This window comes from Spirosoma foliorum (assembly GCF_014117325.1).
Classification (GTDB): domain Bacteria; phylum Bacteroidota; class Bacteroidia; order Cytophagales; family Spirosomataceae; genus Spirosoma; species Spirosoma foliorum.
In genome coordinates this window covers 4,950,957-4,969,621 of the sequence record NZ_CP059732.1, presented here as the reverse complement: position 1 = coordinate 4,969,621, position 18,665 = coordinate 4,950,957, and the positions used below count along the sequence as shown (strand labels likewise).

Genomic DNA, 18,665 nt, shown 5'->3' with positions numbered 1-18,665 from the left:
TATTCGCAAAGCTCGCAGCAATACGTCTCACACAGGATACCTATTTCGCTCGTAACCTTCTGGAAGGATGGCAGTTTCCAGCTCGACGTCAATCTGTTTACTACTAAACTTACTGTAACCAATCATGAAATCTGTTTTCTGGACAGGAATGAAATTTTCGTGTCTACTTATGCTACTGGGATTGTCAGAAAGCACACTGGCCCAGAAAAAAGCGGCCGTAGACAATTCCAAACAATACCTGCCTAAGGCGTTACAGGAAGACTTTCTGATTTTCAGAAAGACGTTGGAAACTACGTATCCCAGTTTATATCGCTATACGGACTCGGTTACAATGAATGCCTATCTGGATAAGCAATTTGGCTTACTCAATAGGCCGATGAGCGAATCTGAATTTTATAAACTAATTGCGCTCTCCTGTGCGCGCGTAAACGACGAACATCTGATTGCTAAACTTTCGCCGGACTATCTTACGAATCAGTTTTTCAACAAGGCCAGGCCATTCCCCTTTACGTTCAAAATTATAAATCGCCGGTTTTATATTCTAAAAAGTGCCTTCAGTCCATCGCCCATTAAAGCAGGTTCCGAGCTTATTTCGATTAATGGCCGGTCAATGGAAGAGATGTTGAATTTGTTGCTTCCCGCTATTCCTGCCGATGGCTATATCCAGACGTTTAAAATCCGGCATCTGGAAGATTACTCTACTACCCAGGAGGAGAATCTGTTTGATATAATTTATCCTCTTTTTATAGAAGAAGCGACTTCTTGCCGTCTGGAGTACATTCCGGTTGATGAACCGTCGACCAAACAAACGGTAGTTGTTGCGGGGCTGACAAGGGATGAATATCGAAAATTTTACAAAGAGAGACGGACTCTTGATAAACCGCTTACGTTCACCTATTTGAAAGAAGGCGTAGCGTATTTAAAGATTAGTTCGTTTCTCGGATGGCATCGACGAGTGTTTAAACAAAATTTTGACTCACTATACCAGGCTGTTTTTGATGAACTCAAATTCAGGAAGACCCCTCACCTGATTCTGGATCTGAGAAATAATGAGGGTGGAGACGGCACGGGCGAAGAACTGATTGCTTACCTGCTTAAAAAGCCCTATCGGTACTTTGATTACATCGAGAAAAAATATGTTGGTCTCCCCCCAGTAAGTGCGTATTTGGAGAATGGAAAGCAACTTTATGTTGCGGACTCAACTGTGTATAAAACCGCTGCCGGCAGTTATCGGCCCAAGTCAGAATACTACCGTCTTTGGACACCTCTTTTGCTGGAACAGCAACCTAAGGCCAATCATTTTGATGGACAATTGACTGTACTGGCCAACGGGGCTTCGGGCTCAATGGCTGCCGTAGTTTGTAGTTTTCTGAAATCGAATCAGCGGGCGGTTTTTGTGGGCGAAGAAACCGGCGGAGCTATGGAAGGCCCTACTGCGCGGTCTTTCACGAAATTAACGTTACCCAATACACATATCAGCATTGTCGTACCTTTAACTAAAACGGTTAATGCTGTGACCTATACGAAAGGAAGAGGGGTGATTCCCGATTATTGGATTGAGCCTACTATTGGCGATCTACTTCAGGGAGTGGATACAGAACTGAACTTCACCCTGAAACTAATTGATCGGGAATAAACAGAGTTCCGCCTTCATCAAAACAAAACTTCCCGAAAGTTTAGAGCCTTCGGGAAGCTAACGAATAATTTTCGGTAAGCTTTAGCAAATCTATTTGATAGCGATCATCCGGGTTGGGGCCTCTACTGATGGCGTGGCCAGTTTAACAGAAATCTCTTCTTTCTGATCGCCAGCCGTGATCCGGAATGTGTAATTGCCATCGCCAAGCTCGTTCACATCAAACTGCTGACGAACCGCACGGTCTTTGCTGTTTTTGTTGCAAATCACTTCATCGAATAGTACATCACCCTTTTGATTGACTAACTGAAGGGTGATTTTATTTTCGGATTGGTATTTTTCCAGACACACCCAAATTTTGGATGCATTGGCAGAAGGGAACACTACGGCAGCAAATGCTTTTTGCTTTGGACTGCCATCGGTAGCGAATGAAACGGTTGATGTTGAGATAGTTAAAGCAACTGCAAAAGCGCTAGCGAGTAATTTGATGGTCGTTTTCATTGAGTTGAATGTTTTAAGTTTTTAACCTTTAGCTGTCAACCCAATGATGCCGATATGCCCTCTGAACGCTGGTAATCTGGAGAAACGGTTTAAATAAATGATGAGTGGTTTATGTGACGTAAAAAGGAAAAATGGGTAATGTAGGATGAATAATGATAATCAGAGGCTTACCATTATTCATCCTACATTACCCATTTTCCATTGATTTACTCCACGAAGTCCAGATCCTTCCCAAATGTCTCTTCCATTCGGCTTAGCGACCAGAAGGAAAGCCCATAAACAAGGACGCCCAGAATTCCAGCAGCAACTAAAGCACCTAGAGATGGTTTCAAAGCCTGAAAAAACAACGTCATGGGAATAAGTGTACCTCGAACTACACTCGGCACTGAGGTGGTGGCTGTGTTGCGGAGGTTTGTTCCGTAGAGTTCAGCAACCATAGTCAGGAACATAGCGATGTAGCCTGTACAGAAACCCAAAATCAAGCAGACTGTGTAGATGCCGCTGGCAGTATGAATGCCACCAAAGAGATAAATACCGCTCATAATGGTACCCAAAACTAGCAAGCCCGTAATTGTTTTTAAGCGCGATTTTAGCCAGTGACTGAGTGGCCCACTTAGTAAATCTCCTACGGCCATACCCACATAAATCATCATAACACATCGACCCGGTTTTACCACCTCGTCGATACCCAATGCCTGACCAAGTTCATTGGCAAACGTAGCCAGAATGCCGACCACAAACCAGGTTGGCATGCCTACCGTTACACAGCGTAAGTATTTGATAGCTTCTGGCCAACTTCGAAAAAAATGCAGGACATTGCCCCGACTGACCTCTTTATGCTCCGTCTTCATTCGACTGAACAAGCCCGATTCAAATACGCTGACGCGAAGCAACAGCAAGGCAATTCCCATGCCACCACCTACCCAAAAGGCTGTTCGCCAGTTGAAATATTCAACGGTGAAATAAGCCGCACCAGCGCCCAGATAGCCAATGCCCGCTACAACAGCAGAACCATAGCTTCGAATGGCTTTGGGCAGGGTTTCGGACACTAACACAATAGCCGCCCCAATTTCGCCGGAGAGGCCAACGCCAGCCAGAAACCGCAGAAAGGCGTACGTATTTATATCCTGTACAAATCCGCAGGCAATGTTGGTAAGCGAATACGTAATAATGCTCCCGAATAGCACCGACATACGTCCGCGTTTATCACCCAGCGCACCCCACAGGAAACCGCCAACAACCAGGCCCGCTTGCTGAAAATTGATAATAAACGTCCCTGCTTTTGATACCTCGTCTTCCGATAACCCCAGCGACTGCAAACTTGGAACGCGTACAATGCTGAAAATAAGCATATCATACACATCCACAAAAAAGCCCAACGCCGACACAATAACGGGCAGGGCAAATAACGGACGGAATGAAACTCGGGTGGGCGTAGGGGTGAGGGTTTGCATAGAGAGGGAGGAAAGGGAGAGCTGATGTATGATATAGGATGTATGATGTAGTTAACGTGATAGAAATACATCATACATCCTATATCATACATCAGCTCTCTTCCAGATAATTCAAATCCTTGCCGTGGGTTTCGGGAATGCTCAGGATGGAATAAAAACCAAGCAGAAAACTAATCAGCCCGATAACTGCCCCGGCATTAATGATGTCTAATGAGGGCTTCAGCGCCTGATAGCCAATGGTCATTGGGATGACTAGGCCGCGTACCATATTGGGAATCGTAGTAGCCGCCGTAGCGCGAATATTCGTCCCGAATTGTTCAGCCCCGATAGTGACAAACATGGCCCAATAGCCAATACCAAAGCCCATTGCCAGACATAAGCTGTACAGAACGGTTGCGCTTTTAACCCCGAGGTATAAATAAACTAAGCCAAACACGAGCGCAACGGCCATGAGCAATGCCACTGCTTTTTTTCGTGAGGAGAAAGATTGGCTGATGAATCCGCTGGCTAAATCGCCCACAGCCAGGCCAACGTAACACCACATGATAGCCAGACCCGGCTGAATTTCTTCAGCAATGCCTAATGCTTTACCAAATTCGTTACTAAAAGTAGCCAGAATGCCAATGACGAACCAGGTTGGCAAGCCGATGCCAATGCACTTGAGATAGCGCGACAGTCGGTCTGCGTTTGTAAAGAAGGACAGGAAATTACCCCGACTGACGTGTTTCTGGTCAGATACATCTTTGAACATACCGGATTCAACTACACCAACCCGTAGTAGTAATAACCCAAATCCTAAGCCTCCACCCACAAAAAAGGCCATTTGCCAGTCGAATAGCTTAACGGTAAAATAAGCCACTACGGCACCAAACAGGCCAATTCCTGCTACGAGAGATGTGCCAATAGCTCGCTTTTCTTTAGGCAAGACCTCACTGACAAGCGTAATACCAGCTCCAAGTTCACCCGCTAACCCAATGCCTGCTATAAAACGCATAAGAGCGTAATACATCGTTGGGTCCATAAACGTGATGTTCTTGACAAACCCGCAGGCAATGTTGGCAATGGAATAGGTAATGATGCTGCCAAACAAAACAGATAAACGCCCACGTTTGTCGCCAATAACACCCCAAAGGATGCCGCCGAGCAGTAGACCACCCATTTGCCAATTGATAATGCTGGCTCCAACACTGGATATTTGATCGGGAGCAAGACCGAGATCTTTTAAGCTGGGTACGCGAACTATGCCAAACAGAAGGAGGTCGTAAATATCAACGAAGTAGCCTAGTGCGGCTACAATGACTGGCAAGCCAAATAGTCCCGCCTGAGTCGACTTAGCCTCGTCGGACGGTTTAGAAGAAACAGTAGGATTAGCCATGCGGCACAATCAATGGTTATGAAAGGGAAATAGTTTTGCAATAATACGAAATGGCCAAAGAAGATTAGGCCTACCCAATGGCTGATACTGCTGATATGTTGATTTTGCGCAGATTTTTTAGCTAGCACCGACTTACGGTTTGCTTGTTATTAACTTCTTATGGATAAATACATCAGCATACCGCTGGCCGAGAATTCGGGCTGAGTGAGTGTCGAAATGGGTTGAATCTCCTTTGTCTGTTAGCCCTTCTGATACTACGCAATAGGAATTTGGGATATGTTTGGTTGCCTGTTGAAGTGCTTCATTGACGATTTTAGCCTCTGGGTCTCGATTTACGACAAAATCACCTAGTGTTCCTACTACAAACGGTACATGGGGTGCATTCAGATCTTTCCGGAATCGCTGGACTAGTTCAGCGAGTTTTTCTTCATAAACGATGGCTTTCTCTGGCTCTGAATCTGATTCACCCTGATGCCAGATAAAACCGGCTAGCTGCCCATTTTCAAGTGCTTTTTTTGCCCGTCGTAAAGCATCATCGTAAGGATGTGATTGGGTAGGTTCGTAATAAGCACCTGGTTTCCAGACATCAATGCCCGAACCACCAACGGCGCAGGGAATTAATCCGATATTCATTTCTGGGTAAGTTTCGGCCAGTCGTTTCGCAAACGAAAATCCAGGACCAACACCTATAACAGCTGGTTTATCGAAGTGCATCGGATCGCGAGCCGGTACCCAACTTAACTCTTTTGTCAGCATCCAGATGTGTGGATTGGTCTGCTGATCTTCGGCTTCGGGAACACCTCGACCTGCCATATTCGATTGGCCAATGAGCAAAAATAGCTGCAATTGGGGTGGTACGTCCTGCTTAAAGGCAAGCGTGATCAAAAGAATAAGACTCATTAAAACAATGTTACTGCTTGTATGCATTTGCCTGATGTTATTGGAGATAAAAGCTACTAAATAGGGTTACTACTTATCTATCCTGGCATTTTTTAGGCAAGGTTTTGATCAATTTTAGCCTGTCATAAGCACAAAGGTTTAGTATGGATGTTGACCATTACACTACCACTAGCCTCAAAAAATAAGGCTAAAAACTACCGGCTTTTGGCTACGTATACAATCCTCACTATCTTTATTCTGTTAAAGCGGCACTAGCTTACCTTAAATAGCGGAATTTTGAACGGTCATTTTTCCACCGATTTCAGGTTGAGCCTGTGTATTTACGATATCCGCCCCTACTATGTGACATGAATTAGAAAGTTGACATTTCTGTACAGTTTGGACTGTAAGCTTTCGATGTTTATGGAATGAATAGTTTAAAAGTTTTCCTTATGCGTTTTAATTGGCTTATTGCTGTTATTGCTCTTGCTCTCGTTTATACGTTCGTATTTTTCTATAGAGAAAACCTGGCTTTTACGCTTTTTGGCGATGAAGTTCATTTTTGGGATACTGTTCTTCTATTCAGTAAAGAGCCGCTACCATCTGTACACCTGTTAAATAATTATCCTGAAGTTATTGCCCCATTGCCATTTATGATTGCGGGCTGGGTGATCAATATATTTGGCCATTCCGTTCAGTATTTGAGAATCCTCAATTTGGGCCTGAGTTTCGCTATTCTAATGCTCTTTCTCAAAATTAGCCCTAACCCGGGGCGGTTCTGGCTGGCAGCTCTAGGCCTGATTCTTTTCCCTTACTATTACTTCTGTAGCACTATTTTTTATACCGACATTCTCGCCCTTTCGTTCATTCTTCTGGGCTGGGTTTGTTACCTGAAACAAGTGCATTGGGCTAGTTGCTTATTCTTTATTGCGGCTATTAGTTCCAGGCAATATGCCGTAGTTTTTCCGGCCGTTATTTTATGTTATGAGCTAGGCCCAGCCGTATTTCGGTTTAGTAGCTGGCAGGCATCGGTGCGTTGGGCACTCGACAGACCTTACCTTATTTATTATGTGATTGCCGGATTGGCACTTATTGCCTGGGTGCTATTTTGGGGTGGATTAGGGCCTGCTCCTGAGGTTGCCCGGCAGAAATACAACGATACAGTACATAAGTTGATGTATAAGCCTGGGTTTGTCCTTTACGCATCGGCATGTCTTGGACTTTATTATGTATTGCCCGAAATAGTGTTAACCCGAAAGCTCCAATTTTACGGGTTAGAGTCCCAACAACGCCCGTGGTTAATTGGCTGGGTTATATTAATTGGTTTACTGATCGCTTTTTTTCCTGCCGAACAGATGTACGATGGTTTTTTTGTTGTCAAGAACCTAGGCTTCTTTGATCGACATCTGGAACTAATTGGGATTAAAGGAATAGCCAAGCAGCTCATTTTTGGCTTTTTTATGCTACTCACTATTCTACGTTTTGCTAGCCCTAAAAGTGGAATGGCAGGCTGGGTGGTTCTTCTCAATCTGATCCTGATGGGGAAGGCACACATTGGTTGGGATAAGTATTTGCTGCCCACTATTGCGACTCTTTGGCTCCTTACAATGTTTGACAAACACTGGCCATTGAGCAAAACCGAAAAAAGAGAAGAACTTGTTTCGGATGTTAGTTTCTAGAACCAGTTCTTCTTTATGGCTCTATGACACCTAGTGGAGTTTCATTGTCAGGTTCGCTGGCAGGCTGGCTTATCTGAACAGGCTGTGGAATGAAGACGGGTTTAGGCAACTTTTCATACTGGTTGTAAGCTGTTCCTAATGACCAGACTTTCAGACCAACACGACCGAAAATCAATATTTGTTGAATAACAGCCATCAGCAAAATAGTTAGCCAGTTGCTCATTAAAATGGCTTCGTCCAGAAGGAAATAAATTCCGAATAAACCGGTGCCAATCGCAATCAGCATTCCATATAAACCATAGGTTCGAATGGGATTGCGAAGGACTAATCGACCGGCTTGCCCAAATGCGCGAAAGGCATTCTGTTCATCTTCCCGAAACATCAAAACTTTGGCGTAATCGCCGATGCAGAACAGGAGTGTAGCGGTAAAGGCGAAGAGTACAAAAAACACCAAACCAATCCAGAATTCACCTCGTTCGGTTAAAGTATTGTTTAGCGCCACACCCACTAACGAACCTGCAACGAGCCAGAAGCCGGCACCCACCACAACAAACAGGAGCGTAACAGCAAACAGTCGTAGAAACCGGGCTACGTAATGGCTACAGCCCTGCCAAAATAAGCCAGCACTGAAGCGAGAGTTGGGTTGAGCGAAGCGAAGTAAAATTCCTCCCGCAAAAAAAACACTTAGAAAAATATACGCCAGGCCTAACCAGCGTCCGACACTTAACAGCGGGGCAATTACGCGCTCGCTGCGATGCATAAAGTCGGAGTAAATGGTATAGTCGAACCCATCGAGCAGGTTCATAAACGCAAGCGAATTCTGATCCTCTATCTTAAGGGTATTGTAGAAGGGGAGAGCTGCCAGTAAGCCTAGTACCAGATTGATGCCATAGATCAGCCACAAAAGCCGGATTGACCCAAGAGTTTGGCGAAGGGAAACAGAAAGGGTGCTCATGGTTGAAACATTAAACGTTTAACCTCTGGACAACGGGTGCTCGGTTCGTATTTTTTCCTGCAATTTCAGGAATCCGTCGATCAGCGCTTCGGGACGCGGTGGGCAACCGGGTACATACACATCAACCGGGATAATGCGATCGACTCCTTTCACCACATGATAACCGTGTTGCCAGTAAGGCCCCCCGCAGTTGGAGCACGACCCCATTGAAATGACATAGCGAGGCTCGGCCATTTGCTCGTAAAGTCGCCGGATACGATCGGCCATTTTATAGGTAACCGTACCCGATACAATCATAATATCGGATTGTCGTGGGGAAGGGCGCGGAAAAATTCCAAACCGTTCAAGGTCATAACTGGCAGTCATAGCCCCCATCATTTCAATGGCGCAACAGGCAAGTCCAAAGGTAAGCGGCCACAGCGATTTCTCTCGCGACCAGTTTAATAAGTCTTCGGAATGCATCAGCATAACGCTGGCTTCACCTGATTTATCAGTTGTTGGTTGAGGAGTCATATACGTTAAGGATATTGGTTAATAACGTCTTTTTGAAACGTTTCGCTGAAAGGTTCTAAAAGATGGTATAAACGATTTACGGATTCTGGATCGCCTACAGAGCGAAAGGTGAAGTGGGCGCGCCCTATACTCGCACTGAATTTTCCTATAAGGGCGCCGAAACCGGCTCCTCCTGCCGCCCCAAAGGCAATCGTAACGCCTAATAAAATAGGACTTCTACTGTTACCGGGGCTGCGGTTATTTCCCTGATACGAAGCATATCCGCCTGCCAACGCCCCCAAAATAGCACCCGTAATGATTCGGGATCGTACATTATTGACATCAATGAGCTTCACCTTCCGAATCGAAGTTAACGGTATTTTAATGATGTCCCGTCGTTTATCCTCAAAATACAAGGTGGATTCGCTCACACCCGATAAAACTCCGTTGATTCGTTCGCCCGAATCCAGAAGAACACGGATTTTGTAGGTTCCTATTTCGTAGCGTTGAGCTAGTCCTCTGATAGGAGAGGATAATAAGGTAAGGAGAAGAATGAGCTTTAATAAAGTCCTGTCACCGCTGATATTTCTCATTTACTTTCCTGTACAACTCCGCAGGAACCTTCGTTTCCACTGTTGGTACTTTCGGTTGGGGTTTTACCCAATCAAGATAACCTTTCACCCAAACATAGGCAAGCCCTAACGATAATATAATGACAAACAAGGTTACTTCTCCTAATGCAAACCAACCCCAAAGGCCTCCAGTTTCCTTAATAAGCTGTTCCTGACCAAATACAGTTGCCCACGGAAATAAAAAAACTAACTCAACATCAAACAGAACAAATACGAGTGCTACAACGTAGAAACGAATGTTGAACTGAATATTCGCATTACCAACAGGCTCTTCTCCCGATTCATAAGTGCTATTTTTCTCGACATTCGGTTTGTTAGGGCGAAGTAAGCGCGCTATAAAAAGTACGATTGCGATAAACGCAAACGCACCTACAATAAAGAGCAGGAGAACGCCGAAGTCGGAGAGCATAGTTTGAATAGTACTAGAAGCGAGGAGTGCGTAGTAGAATACTGTTCAACACATCCTACTTACGCACTCCTCGCTTCTAATACGAAATTATTTTTTCTTCTTCTTCGGAAACAGGTTATACACCATCGACACCTGAAGATTTCGGTTATAATAGGCAGCTGTTGCTTCGGGCGATACGTTGGTAAAGCCGTAAATGTAGCGGACGTTTAGACTAAACTTGTTCAGCATGTCTAAGAAGTCGTAGTGAACCCCTACGGCAAGTCCCAGATCATTATTAGCACTAGGACCACCTGTTTGGCCGGCGTTAAGCGCATAACTGAACTCTGGGCCAGCCTGAACAGTCAACCCCTCGGTTGGAATATAGCCTAACATGAAAGGAAGGCTGGCATAATAATAAGAAACCCCTGTTGTAGTGCGGCTTCCATTGGATTGTTCCTGCTGAAAGGTACCTCCCCGGATCGATAGGATGGCTTCTGGCTGAACTACCCAGCGGTTATACCGATACCGATAGATTGCCCCCAGATGCGGCTCTAATGCCCGGTGAGGGATATTGACTGTAGATCCGGATATGGCTATTTGGGTGAACGATGCTCCGACTTTTAGTCCAAAATGGCCACCAATAGGTTTATCGCTTTGTGCCTTCGCGATGAAAGGCGAGGTTACTATAGTAATAAGAAGTAGTAATCGGTACATGTACATACGGAACTGCAGAAAGGAAGTTAACCCTTCGATAACGTTTTTTATCCGAAACATCGGGGATGCGGCCTGCCGACCGCCACAAAATTGGCGAAAAAAAGTTAAGAAGCCGCCGTTCGTCTGGTTCGGGAAATGTTTAAAATTGTTAATTAAGTCGTGGATCGACCGGATAGTGGGCTATTGATTTGTATTCGCCCCCCATTCGCTTGAGAACACCCCGCCAAAATTCTTTCGTTGGGGTATCAAATAGGAAATCGGCAGTGATACGGCTAATGATCCAGGCTTTCTGACTAAGTTCGTCATCTAACTGTCCTTCGCTCCAACCGGAGTAGCCAATAAAAAAACGAATGTCGCGCTCAGTAAGCGTTCCCAGATTGACCGCTCGTTTGATCTGCTCAAAATCGCCACTCCAGTACAAGCCATCGACAACCCGTATCGATCCGTCAATCAGATCGGGGCGACGATGGATGAAATGCAGCGTATTTTGCTGGACAGGCCCGCCTACAAATAAGGGTAAATCGGGATGAATTTCTTCGATTACATCGCTCAGGTGAATATCGGTAAGCTGATTCAGGACCAGCCCAAAGGTGCCAGCCTGACTGTGTTCGCAGACTAAAACTACACTACGCTCAAAATTAGTGTCGCCCATGAATGGTTCGGCAATCAGAAGATCACCATTTGTGACGGTTGGTGGGGTCGTATTCATAGCACATCGGGCAATTAATTCCTAGTATAGCCAAAACGCTTTTTCAGACGCTATATTCATTAAAAACTGTTAAATACACTACTCGGAAACAGGATAATGTTTGTACGGGCCAATTAAGCGAGTAAAGTTTGGGTAGAGGCAAATCACATAATTTCGGCCGAGAGAACATTACTTTTGTCAGAAAATATGCTTTGAGTATAATCTAGGGCATTGACGAAATGAATTCTGGAGGATTCTCGGGGATGCCCTTGTGGTAGATTTTATTATCGCTGGTTATCAGTACAATAGAATCCAAAGAATCGATAGAAACAAAATTGAACAAGTAATCGGTAAATAAAGGCGCTAATTTGCCTGCTATAAGAACGTTAATGCTATGCAGAATCAGCTTCATGACCGGCGGGGGTTTCTTCAAAAAAGTGCGTTGGCAACGCTGACCGCTTTGATAGGAACAGATGTCGTTTTCGCCGATAAAATACCGGCAGGTTATACGCCATTGGCGTTTGACTATGACCCTCTTAAGGGTAAAAGTGCTGAGATGAAGGTGTTAGGCGATAAACCCTGGAATGTTGAATCACCTATTCATCTGTTAGATGATGCCGTTACACCCGTCGATAAAATGTTTATTCGGAATAACGGCCTGATTCCTACAGAACCCATTAATCCCAAAACCTGGACGCTAACGATCAAAGGGGAGTCGGTAAAAGCCACAAAAACCTATACGCTGGACGAACTCAAAAAACGTTTTACAACGCATACCTACCAACTCGTACTGGAATGTGGAGGCAATGGTCGATCGGGATATGAACCCCAAACAACGGGTAACCCCTGGGATCAGGGAGCGGTAAGCTGCGCTGCCTGGACTGGGGTTAGGCTAAAAGATATTCTGGCGGATGTCGGATTGAAAGACGATGCCGTGTATATTGGTTATTACGGTAAAGACCCACACCTGAGTCAAGACCCTACTAAAGTGTCTATTTCGCGTGGGGTACCTATTAAAAAAGCCCTTGAAAATGAGGTATTACTTGCCTGGGCTGTTAATGGTGAGGACATTCCGTTAGTGCATGGTTATCCATTGCGGCTGGTTATTGGTGGCTGGCCCGCTTCGGTATCCGGGAAATGGCTGCATACGATTGCTGTTCGCAATAAAGAGCATGACGGTGCCAAGATGGAAGGACATAGTTACCGAATGCCGATTCGCCCGGTACAGCCAGGTGAAAAAATTGCTGAGACACCCGAGAATTTCCGGATTATCGAGTCGATGCCCGTAAAGTCAATAATTACATACCCGAAAACGGGAGCTATGTTTGACAAGAAGAAGTCGCTGGCTTTACGAGGACATGCCTGGGCCGGAGACCGCGCTGTTGCAGAGGTACATACATCCATCGACTATGGTGCAACCTGGCAAAAAAGTAAACTGGAGCCAGCCAAAAACCGACTAGCGTGGCAGCAATGGTCGTCGGAAATAAAATTTCCAGAAGTAGGTTATTATGAAATATGGGTGCGTGCTACCGATAGTAGTGGCGTTACGCAGCCAATGGTCATTCCACAGTGGAATCCGGGTGGCTATCTTAATAATGCCTGTCATCGAATTGCCGTAAAAGCAACCTAGTATTTTGGTAAACTAGATTCTTTTTATTCTATAGTTTCTGATTCTCAATGCGATAAAATCAATAGAATCAAAATTAGACTAGTAGTAGTTTTTTAGGTCTAGAAGAGCGTGAAGATAGTAATAGGTTTATTTCTTATTGGAGCTACTGTGATTGGATTGGCTAGCTTCCAGACAGTTACTGTATATCCGCGATCAACGGCAGAAGTTAGCGGGAGGATAACCGATTCGCTAAAAATTGATGCCGAAAGTGGGTTAATTGATTCGCCGAGCCTGATGATGGTAAAAGCACAGTGTACAGCCTGCCATTCCTCGAAACTTATCTTGCAGCATCGTTTTACGCGGGCAGGCTGGACGGAGCGCATTCGATGGATGCAGAAATACCACAAACTTTGGGACTTAGGCGAATCGGAAAAGATTGTTTTAGATTACCTCGAAAAATACTACGGGCCATCAACGGGAGATACTAAGGCCGCTTTTCGTCGTGCTCCGTTGAAAGATGTGAAGTGGTATAAACTAGATTAAAATTGTTCAAGGTTCAGGTTCCATCTTCGTGAAGAGCAAAGCATGGAACCTGAAACAGAATTTACTATTCCCGAAAGGCCAACCCTACCTTTTTACCCGAAATACGTTCGAGCATGGGGCGGAGAATCTGGTTAGCATTTTGGCGGGTTTGGTTAAGGATGCCGCCGTCAAGTGCCGACTGGCGAACCTGCCGTTCGGCCTTCCGATAAGCGTCGCTCACTAGCTGAGATTGGTCCAGAAACGAAAAGTGAGTATCGTACACCCTCGACCGGTCGTGATTGATTTTCCAACTACAGAGTTCCGGTTTCGGTAGTTGGACAGTTATTGAATCACCTTCGGCTACGATGTCAGTTGCCGAAATTCTGGTTAGGTCAATACAGCCGGTGGCTTCGCCTTCTACAATTAATATAGCGTTTGCATTGGGCAAAAACGTATTCACCTGCTCGTGTTCAACAATGTCTTTGAAAGTGTATTTGACGAGTTCCAGTTTTCCCAGAGCTGTAATTTCCTTCAGGACAATGCGTTGGGTCGTGTTATCACCTCGTCGGAAACGACTGAGCAGGCTATTCCCACGAATCTGCTCCCAAATGGCAATAAGACCGGCAACCAGCACCGCGATAAGAAACAAACGAAACAGGGCGTTAATCAGTCGGGTCATTTGTAGGGAAGAGTCGCTTATTCGTTTATAAACACAGATTCGATGAGATCAGTAAGATCATTTTATCAAACTTAGCTGAACTTAACAATATTTAACTTATTAAAGCCGAGCCCTTATTGCTAAATTTGAGAGTTATAGCCGGATCGATGGCAGGCTGACCGTTGTCTTTCGGGTTGTAGGGTTGACTAATGCTTATCGTCCATAATTTTACACGTTAACTCCTCAAACCAAGAGGTGTACCTACCTAATTTAGATTAAACTAACCGTTAAAATGAAGAAGATTTTTAATTACGTGCTTGTGGTGGCTTTATCCCTGACTGCTTTAGGACTGCAAGCCCAGACTGTAAAAGTAGGCCACACACGGATAGATTATATCTTGTCTCAAACCCCTGAAAATAAGGTAATCACTGACTTGTTGATGGTTCAGCAAAATAAGGCGCAGGAAGAGCTTAAGCGATTGCAGACAGAGTTTCAGGCGAAGTACACAGCTTATCAAAAAGAGGGAGCTCAAATGACCGATGTGATTCGGAAAGATAGAGAGACCGAGTTGCAGACTTTACAAAACCGTATTCAGGTGTTTAGCCGTGATGCCGATGAATCGATTCAGAGTAAGTACAAGCAGTTAGTTAGCCCAACACTGAGTAAAATCCAACAGGCGATTGATTCGGTAGCTAAAGAAAATGGCTATACGCACATTCTGAATACTGGTAATTCGACCGACATTCTGTATGCACCTGAGGAAAATAACATCACGGAGCTAGTCCTTAAGCGATTGGGAATTACGCCGGGGCAGAATGATGAAAAACCAGCTACAACGTCACCTGCTACACCTACTGCCAAAGCACCCGTTAAGAAGGCTGCTCCCAAAAAGAAATAATAGCCTATTTTTTGTCATTCCGACGTCAGGAGGAATCTCAAGCTTGACTAATACTCAACTTTGAGATTCCTCCTGACGTCGGAATGACAAAAAACGATTCAGGTTGAATGGAGGTTTAAATAGGTTCAACAAAAAAGCTCCTCAATCAGTCTGATCGAGGAGCTTTTTTTAATGGAAGTTATGTATCAATAGGAGTGTTTTGAATCACCTGCCGCTTGTTTTTCTAGGTCAAACAGATCATTTAAGACATCGATCAGGGTTTCGGCTTCTCCACGTTTGCAGGCAGCTTTCAGTTGCAGCACAGGCAGCTTAATGATCTTCTGCATAATGCCGCGCGTAATTTTGTCCACTTTTTCCGACTCATCGGGAGTCAGGTGTTTCAAATGCCGGGCAATTTCGTCACGACGAATCTGCTCCAGGGCATTTTTAAGTTTATTGATGGTTGGTGATACCACCATTTCCTTCGACCAGTCGCCAAACTCAGTCACAGCTTGTGTGATAATGGCTTCGACCTGAGGAATAGCAGCCAATCGCTGATTTAAGGCTTCATCGGTACGATTACGGATATGGTCAATGTTATAGACCAGTACTCCCGGAATCTGCTCAACGGCAGTATCTACACTACGTGGAACCGATAAATCAATGAAATATTTGAACGTTAGCACATTGATTTCCCGAAGAAATTCAGGCGTAATGAGCGGATCGTCGCGCATGATCGACGAAATGATTACGTCGGCCCGGCGAATTTCGTCCGTAAGATTATCAAAGTCAGCAACCCGGAAACCGTATTGCTCAGCCAGGGCTTCGGCTTTTGTTTGCGTACGGTTGCAAAGGGTAATGTTGGTCAACTTGCGGTCTTCGAGATTTTTACAAACGTCGGTTCCAATCTCTCCGAGGCCAATAACCAGTACATTGGGGTTCTTATGTTCGCCAACCAGCTCATCAATCAGCTCAACGGCAGCATAAGAGACCGAAGCCGCTCCGTCACGAAAAGGTGTTTCCTGAGCAACCCGCTTGTTGGTAAAGAAAATCGTGTGCATGAGTCGGTGCAGAAACGGCCCCGCCATTTCCAGATCCGCCGACCATTGATACGATTGTTTCACCTGATTCGGAATCTGCATATCGCCCACTACCTGCGAGTGTAAGCCAACGCATACTTCGAACAAGTGCCGAACAGCCTGATCATTTGCCTCAAAAAACTGGAAATAAGGCAAATAATTAGCGGTATCTGTCAGCCCTTTTTCGATCAGTAATAAACGGGCAATATCACTATTGAGATCCTGTTCGAAGGCATAATATACTTCTGTACGATTGCAGGTTGAGATAACAAGCAAATCGGTCAACCCAAAAAAGTCACGCAACCGAATCATCAGCCGCTTGGCTTCTTCTTCGTTTAGTGCAATTAGTTCCCGCACCTGCAACGGGGCCATCTTATAAGATAAACTAATTGCTTTGAAGGTATCTAACATGGTAACAAATCACCTTTATTGGCCTTAAGCCTTTACAAAATTACGGCATATTTATCGGATATAAACAGGCACCATCTAAGTGGTGTGTTATTTAGAATACATCCAAACAAAGGGTTGGGTTCTTTGTTCAATCCTATTCGATTTTGTAACAGTAAGCGTAGCGCAGTCGTTCCGATTTAGATAGTTTGCCTGCTTTTTATCGTTTAACGTACAGAAGGTATCTGCTGAGCGACGTAATAGGTCAACAATCTGTTTAGTTTTGTAATACCTCCACATTTTATTCTCAAAAAGCTGCTTTTAAGCCAAACCTATTTCAGTGATGGCAGCTTATAAGACCACATGTTAAAGTCATTCGATATTTATAATCAGAATAATATTCTGAAAATTATTTTGGCTCTGAACCTATTGTTAGTTGGAACAGGATCGCTGCTTTATACCAATCGCCTTATTTTAAAACTCGAAGCTCGTGAGGAGCAATATGTACAGCTCTATGTAAAGGCCGTAGAGTATTTGTATAGCTCAAGTCGTCCTGATGCCGATAGTGGTGATTTAACGTTTGTTACGAGTGAAATTCTGCAGGCAAACAAGACCATACCAGTTATTTATGTCGATCATAATAATCAAGTATTGGCCAAGCTGAATATCGATGGCTTAACGAAAGGGCTTACGCAGGCCGAGGAGCATGCTTTGCTTCGCAATAAAATGATTGAAATGGGTAAGAATCACCCGCCTATACCTGTGGTGATGAATGATGGTAAACACGGGAAGGTTTATTATTCTAACTCAGATGTATTACGACAAATTACGTACCTGCCGTATGCGCTATTGGCAATTCTGACAGCCCTTGGGGTATTGGCTTATCTATCGTTTAGTTCGTCGCGACGGGCGGAGCAGAACCGTGTATGGGTTGGATTGGCGAAAGAAACGGCGCACCAGTTAGGAACGCCCATGTCATCATTGATGGCCTGGGTCGAGTATATGCGCTCCGATCCTGACCAGTATGACGGATCGATAACCGATGAAATTGAAAAAGACGTTCAGCGACTGGAGACTATTACTGCTCGTTTTTCGAGTATTGGCTCTGTGCCTACCTTGAAAGAAGAAAATCTAAATGAGGTAGTTAAGCAATTTACGGATTATCTGGCGAGACGTATTTCGACGAAAGTGAAAATGAGCCTGGCCAGCCAACTGCCGTCCGATCAGATGGTCAAAATCAATAAGCTACTCTTTGAGTGGGTCATCGAAAATATATGCAAAAACGCAGTCGATGCCATGAAAGGAGTTGGCGAATTGCGACTCAATATTGTGCCTTTATCACAGCAGCAAGTGGCAATTGACATTACGGATACGGGCAAGGGGATTTCTAAAGCCAATATGCAAAAAGTATTTTCGCCAGGTTTTAGTACCAAAAAACGGGGCTGGGGACTGGGACTGACCCTAGCCAAACGCATTGTAGAAGAATACCACAGTGGTCGACTTTATGTCAAAAGCTCGGAAGTCGGGAAAGGAACAACGTTCCGGATTATTCTGAATGCAGATTAATCTGCTCTGATCCGTATTCAGAATACTATCGCAGATAAGGCAATGTTATTGTATCCGTCTCGATGACATTGCTGACGTTCAGGTCCCGATCTCGAATGCGAATTTGAAACTTGGTCGGGTAAAATACATTGGATGTACCGTACGTAAAAGTTTGATTGAAATCCAGTGTTCCCTCAATAGGGCCTTTGGGTTTGTTTTTTGTCAGATCCGGGAAAAACAAGGATGTGAGATCTGTTTGCGTGTACTCTACATATTGCTTGTTGATGAATCGAAATGTTCTGATTTCGTAATTTCCCCAACCACCATTGCTTGTATAACTGGTAATCGTTGCCGTCGAGGGATTGTCGACACCGAGATTGCCATCACCATCTTTGAAGCCGATAGTAATCACAATTGAATCCCGCTTAGCTTGGCCCACTCCGCTACTTGCTGCAATTGAGTATTTAAATAGCCCCTTAAAGTCGATGGCTGGGGTATTTGAGTAATTTGGTTCGGTAAAGCAGGCCGATACGGTTAGGACAATGCCGAAAACGAATAAGTAGGTTTGAATTTGTTGCCGTCGCATACTGTTGTACTC

General features: G+C 44.7%; 19 protein-coding genes. 6 read left to right on the top strand and 13 right to left on the bottom strand.

Annotated elements, in window-relative coordinates:
- Positions 1–124: 124 nt before the first annotated feature.
- Positions 125–1,636 carry a S41 family peptidase gene (locus tag H3H32_RS21165; RefSeq protein ID WP_182457623.1) on the top strand — a complete coding sequence of 504 codons (1,512 nt, stop codon included), beginning with the start codon at positions 125–127 and terminating at the stop codon, positions 1,634–1,636.
- Positions 1,637–1,726: 90 nt separating this feature from the next.
- Here the strand turns inward: H3H32_RS21165 and H3H32_RS21160 are convergent, their stop codons facing one another.
- The 4 genes from H3H32_RS21160 to H3H32_RS21145 form a co-directional block, all read right to left on the bottom strand.
- Complete coding sequence (locus H3H32_RS21160) at positions 1,727–2,134, bottom strand: T9SS type A sorting domain-containing protein (RefSeq protein WP_182457622.1); 408 nt, start codon at positions 2,132–2,134, stop codon at positions 1,727–1,729.
- Positions 2,135–2,340: 206 nt separating this feature from the next.
- Complete coding sequence (locus tag H3H32_RS21155; RefSeq protein ID WP_182457621.1) at positions 2,341–3,588, bottom strand: MFS transporter; 1,248 nt, start codon at positions 3,586–3,588, stop codon at positions 2,341–2,343.
- A 91-nt stretch (positions 3,589–3,679) separates the two neighbouring features.
- Positions 3,680–4,963, bottom strand: a complete 1,284-nt coding sequence (locus H3H32_RS21150) for an MFS transporter (protein WP_182457620.1) — start codon at positions 4,961–4,963, stop codon at positions 3,680–3,682.
- A gap of 132 nt (positions 4,964–5,095) precedes the next feature.
- Positions 5,096–5,863 carry a sialate O-acetylesterase gene (locus H3H32_RS21145; RefSeq protein WP_240543440.1) on the bottom strand — a complete coding sequence of 256 codons (768 nt, stop codon included), beginning with the start codon at positions 5,861–5,863 and terminating at the stop codon, positions 5,096–5,098.
- Positions 5,864–6,294: 431 nt separating this feature from the next.
- Between H3H32_RS21145 and H3H32_RS21140 the strand changes: the two genes are divergently transcribed.
- The gene (locus H3H32_RS21140; RefSeq protein ID WP_182457618.1) at positions 6,295–7,521 is read left to right on the top strand and encodes a Dol-P-Glc:Glc(2)Man(9)GlcNAc(2)-PP-Dol alpha-1,2-glucosyltransferase; all 1,227 of its coding nucleotides are present in this window, start codon (positions 6,295–6,297) and stop codon (positions 7,519–7,521) included.
- A gap of 13 nt (positions 7,522–7,534) precedes the next feature.
- On the opposite strand, the gene H3H32_RS21135 is transcribed toward H3H32_RS21140, so the two are convergent.
- The 6 genes from H3H32_RS21135 to H3H32_RS21110 form a co-directional block, all read right to left on the bottom strand.
- Complete coding sequence (locus H3H32_RS21135) at positions 7,535–8,476, bottom strand: hypothetical protein (protein WP_182457617.1); 942 nt, start codon at positions 8,474–8,476, stop codon at positions 7,535–7,537.
- A gap of 18 nt (positions 8,477–8,494) precedes the next feature.
- Complete coding sequence (locus H3H32_RS21130) at positions 8,495–8,989, bottom strand: NADH-quinone oxidoreductase subunit B (RefSeq protein ID WP_182457616.1); 495 nt, start codon at positions 8,987–8,989, stop codon at positions 8,495–8,497.
- A gap of 5 nt (positions 8,990–8,994) precedes the next feature.
- Positions 8,995–9,561 carry an LSm family protein gene (locus tag H3H32_RS21125; protein WP_182457615.1) on the bottom strand — a complete coding sequence of 189 codons (567 nt, stop codon included), beginning with the start codon at positions 9,559–9,561 and terminating at the stop codon, positions 8,995–8,997.
- Complete coding sequence (locus tag H3H32_RS21120; RefSeq protein WP_182457614.1) at positions 9,542–10,009, bottom strand: NADH-quinone oxidoreductase subunit A; 468 nt, start codon at positions 10,007–10,009, stop codon at positions 9,542–9,544. The genes H3H32_RS21125 and H3H32_RS21120 overlap by 20 nt, the downstream gene beginning before the upstream one ends.
- 87 nt (positions 10,010–10,096) lie before the next feature.
- Positions 10,097–10,708 carry a porin family protein gene (locus H3H32_RS21115; protein WP_182464429.1) on the bottom strand — a complete coding sequence of 204 codons (612 nt, stop codon included), beginning with the start codon at positions 10,706–10,708 and terminating at the stop codon, positions 10,097–10,099.
- Between the two features lie 142 nt (positions 10,709–10,850).
- On the bottom strand, positions 10,851–11,411 hold the full coding sequence (locus H3H32_RS21110) for a YqgE/AlgH family protein (protein WP_182457613.1): 561 nt from the start codon (positions 11,409–11,411) through the stop codon (positions 10,851–10,853).
- Between the two features lie 373 nt (positions 11,412–11,784).
- Between H3H32_RS21110 and H3H32_RS21105 the strand changes: the two genes are divergently transcribed.
- Positions 11,785–13,020 carry a sulfite oxidase gene (locus H3H32_RS21105; RefSeq protein ID WP_182457612.1) on the top strand — a complete coding sequence of 412 codons (1,236 nt, stop codon included), beginning with the start codon at positions 11,785–11,787 and terminating at the stop codon, positions 13,018–13,020.
- 108 nt (positions 13,021–13,128) lie between these two features.
- Positions 13,129–13,542: a hypothetical protein gene (locus H3H32_RS21100; RefSeq protein WP_240543438.1), complete on the top strand. Its 414-nt coding sequence runs from the start codon at positions 13,129–13,131 to the stop codon at positions 13,540–13,542.
- A 64-nt stretch (positions 13,543–13,606) separates the two neighbouring features.
- Here H3H32_RS21100 and H3H32_RS21095 read toward each other — a convergent pair whose 3' ends face one another.
- Positions 13,607–14,200, bottom strand: a complete 594-nt coding sequence (locus tag H3H32_RS21095) for a DUF4230 domain-containing protein (RefSeq protein WP_182457611.1) — start codon at positions 14,198–14,200, stop codon at positions 13,607–13,609.
- A gap of 271 nt (positions 14,201–14,471) precedes the next feature.
- Here H3H32_RS21095 and H3H32_RS21090 point away from each other — a divergent pair, with 271 nt between their 5' ends.
- On the top strand, positions 14,472–15,077 hold the full coding sequence (locus H3H32_RS21090; protein WP_182457610.1) for an OmpH/Skp family outer membrane protein: 606 nt from the start codon (positions 14,472–14,474) through the stop codon (positions 15,075–15,077).
- Between the two features lie 185 nt (positions 15,078–15,262).
- Here H3H32_RS21090 and hemA read toward each other — a convergent pair whose 3' ends face one another.
- The gene (hemA, locus tag H3H32_RS21085; RefSeq protein WP_182457609.1) at positions 15,263–16,546 is read right to left on the bottom strand and encodes a glutamyl-tRNA reductase; all 1,284 of its coding nucleotides are present in this window, start codon (positions 16,544–16,546) and stop codon (positions 15,263–15,265) included.
- A 339-nt stretch (positions 16,547–16,885) separates the two neighbouring features.
- On the opposite strand from hemA, the gene H3H32_RS21080 reads away from it, so the two are divergent.
- Positions 16,886–18,088 carry a sensor histidine kinase gene (locus tag H3H32_RS21080; RefSeq protein ID WP_182457608.1) on the top strand — a complete coding sequence of 401 codons (1,203 nt, stop codon included), beginning with the start codon at positions 16,886–16,888 and terminating at the stop codon, positions 18,086–18,088.
- A gap of 25 nt (positions 18,089–18,113) precedes the next feature.
- Here the strand turns inward: H3H32_RS21080 and H3H32_RS21075 are convergent, their stop codons facing one another.
- Entirely contained in the window at positions 18,114–18,653 is a 540-nt protein-coding gene (locus H3H32_RS21075) for a hypothetical protein (protein WP_182457607.1), read from the bottom strand.
- Between the last annotated feature and the right edge of the window lie 12 nt (positions 18,654–18,665).